Below are 2,952 nucleotides of genomic sequence, written 5' to 3' on the forward strand. Positions count from 1 at the left end.
TTAGGGTGCGGCGACAGCGTTGAGGAACTGCGTCACCTTCGGCATGCCGAGGCCGGTGACGTAGTCCCAGCCCGCACCGGCCGGGGTGACCGCGGCCGCGGTCACCCCGGCCAGCACCGCGACGGCGAAAAAGGGGATTCTCACGCGAACTCCTTTGTTCCTGGAGCGTCACTTGAAGGGCGAAGGCGCCTTGCTCGCGAGGTAGTTGAACGTCTTCTGCATGTACGGGTAGAACTTGCTGTCCACACAGGAGTATCGGGGCGCGAAGCCGTCACAGCTGCCGCCGTTGTCACCGAGCTCGATGGTGAAGGACGCCATGCCCAGCTTGCCGTAGGCGTAGTCGTCCGAACCGCCTGCCGCGTCGTAGAGCAGCTCACCGGCCTGGCCGTAGCGGTAGCCGGAGAACTGCGACATGTCCTTGCCCATGGCGCGGAACTGCGCGTCGTTCGGCGAGTGCACCGAGTGGGTGTACTCCCACGGCAGGATGATGATCCCGGCGTAGCTGTGCAGCATCAGCGCGGTGCCGCGGGCGCCCGCGTCGACCTTGTCGTTGGGACCGTCGGCGCGGTGGTCACCGAAGAGACTGCCCCAGAACTGTTCCAGCGCCTTGGTTTCCGGCTCGGAGTCCGAGGAACCGTTCGACGTCGACGTCGTCTGGTCGCACTTGCTGGTGTTGCTCTGCCAGCCGTAACCGAAGTTCCGGTTGATGTCGACACCGGGCTGGCTGCTCACCGAGTCACCGCAGCGCTGCAGATCGGCCTGGGTGAAGTCGGCGTTCTTGCGGTGCATGACCGGGCTGTTCCCGCCGCGCTGCACGAGGTCCACGCCGTCGGGGTTGACGATCGGCACCACCCAGATCTCGGTGGTGTCCAGCAGGTTCGTCACCGTGGCGTCCTTGCCGTAGCCGTTGACCAGGTAGTTGATGTACTTGTAGGCCATCTCGCCGGTAGCGATCTCCCTGGCGTGGACCTGGGCCTGCAGCAGGAACCGCGGCTTCTTCGAGTTCGGGTTCACCGCGCAGTCGCCCTGGGCCATCTTGGTGATACAGACGGCTTTCAGGTCGTACCCGCCCTGGCCCTGCTGTTTGCGCCAGGACTGCCCATAGCTCACCACGGACGCGAGGTCGGGATGCGCGCTCGCGGCGGCGTCCATGTTGGCGTAGTGGGCGTTCACCGTGTGGTAGCCGCCGTAGTACGTCTCGTCCTGCAGCCCGGCACCCGCCGGGCGCGACGGCGCCGCCCACGTGCCCTGGTGGACGCGCCGGGAGACATCGGCACGGAGACCGAGCCCACGCAGCTGATCAGCCGTCGAGTCGTCGCCCGCGACCACCAGGTCGCCGCCCTGGCGAACGGCGACGACGTCGAGTCCGGCGTCCGCCAGCACCTGCGCGTTCCGGGCGCCGTCGTGGACCTGGTACTCGACGAGATCCCCCGCCATCGGCCGATCCGCCTGCGCGGCCGGACCGGTGGTGAGCGCTGCCATCGCGACCAGCACGGCCGCGCCGGCGACCGTCGTCATCGCGCGGAGTTTCCGCATGAATCCTCCCTGAGGTGACCTGATGGACACGAAGGGTAGGAGTGACGGAACCGCCGAAGTCACCCCCCGACGTAGGTAATGGGGAAAATTACCAACAATCGGAGGGTGGACAACCGACCAAAACGGACACGCCGCGATTACGGCAGTGTGAACAAAGTGAAATACCCGCGCCTCACGGGAGCGTCAGGATCTCCGAACCGGATTCGGTGACCACCAGCGTGTGCTCGAACTGGGCCGTCCACAGCTTGTCCTTGGTGGTGACCGTCCAGTCGTCACCCCAGATGTCGTAGTCGATGGTGCCCAGCGTGATCATCGGCTCGATGGTGAACGTCATCCCCTCCTCGATGATCGTCTCCACCGCGGGCTCCTCGTAGTGGAGCACGGTCGGCGCGGTGTGGAACGCCGGGCCGACACCATGACCGGTGAAGTCACGGACCACGCCGTAACCGAACCGCTTCGCGTAGGACTCGATGACCCGGCCGATCACGTTGAGCTGACGCCCCGGCCGCACAGCCTTGATCGCGCGCATGGTCGCCTCATGCGTCCGCTCGACCAGCAGGCGGACCTCCTCCGCCACGTCCCCGGCGAGGAACGTCGCGTTGGTGTCACCGTGGACACCACCGATGAACGCGGTGACGTCGATGTTGCAGATGTCACCGTCCTCGATCACCGTCGAGTCGGGGATACCATGGCAGATCACCTCGTTGAGCGACGTGCAGCACGACTTCGGAAAACGGCGGTAACCCAGCGTCGACGGGTACGCGTGGTGATCCAGCAGGAACTCGTGCACCACCTTGTCGACGTCGTCAGTCGTCGCACCCGGCTTGACGGCCTTGCCGCCCTCCTGCAACGCCTGCGCCGCGATCCTGCTGGCCGGCCGCATCGCCTCGATGACCTCCGGCGTGCGGACACCGTCGCCCGTGTCGCGCTTCGGCGACGGCTTGTCCACGTAGTCGGGGCGGGCGATGCTGGCGGGAACCGGGCGGCGCGGCGTCTGGACGCCGGGCACGAGGGAGGCACGAACGGACATGCTTTTCAGCTTAGCCGGGTTGTTTGGTGGGAGTTTGGTGGCTGGGTGCTGAGGTGTGTTACTGGTGCTCAGCGGCGGTGCGGGTTTTTGGTTTAGTCCTGAGGTGTGGCTAGAAGCCTGTGTTTTTTGGCCAGCGCGCTCACAAACTCGCGCCGCCAGGTCGCCCCTGACTCCGAGCGTAAGTGCGGCTTTTGCTTTGAGGGGGGCGACCTGCCGTCGCGAGTTGGGAGGCCCTGACGGGCCTGAAAGAGGGCGCGCGGCGTGAAGTCTCCACTCGCAGAGCTCGCGGAGACCCTGTGGTCCCGGCAAACGGCTGGGGCTGGGTTTTTGGTGTTGGTGTTGTGGTTGGGTTTTGTTGCTTGGGGTTAGGTTGAGGTGGGTTGACT

Annotated in this window: 3 protein-coding genes; all 3 read right to left on the reverse strand. The window is 65.8% G+C overall.

Features of this window, described 5'->3' with window-relative positions; translation table 11 throughout:
* A complete protein-coding gene (locus QMK34_RS38725) occupies window positions 1-144 on the reverse strand; it encodes a hypothetical protein (RefSeq protein WP_326419768.1) in 144 nt (47 codons plus the stop codon).
* Window positions 145-168: 24 nt separating this feature from the next.
* Window positions 169-1,536, reverse strand: a complete 1,368-nt coding sequence (locus QMK34_RS38730) for a M14 family zinc carboxypeptidase (RefSeq protein WP_326419769.1) — start codon at window positions 1,534-1,536, stop codon at window positions 169-171.
* Window positions 1,537-1,708: 172 nt separating this feature from the next.
* On the reverse strand, window positions 1,709-2,566 hold the full coding sequence (gene map, locus QMK34_RS38735; RefSeq protein ID WP_326419770.1) for a type I methionyl aminopeptidase: 858 nt from the start codon (window positions 2,564-2,566) through the stop codon (window positions 1,709-1,711).
* Between the last annotated feature and the right edge of the window lie 386 nt (window positions 2,567-2,952).

The organism is Amycolatopsis sp. H20-H5 (assembly GCF_035828755.1).
Classification (GTDB): domain Bacteria; phylum Actinomycetota; class Actinomycetes; order Mycobacteriales; family Pseudonocardiaceae; genus Amycolatopsis.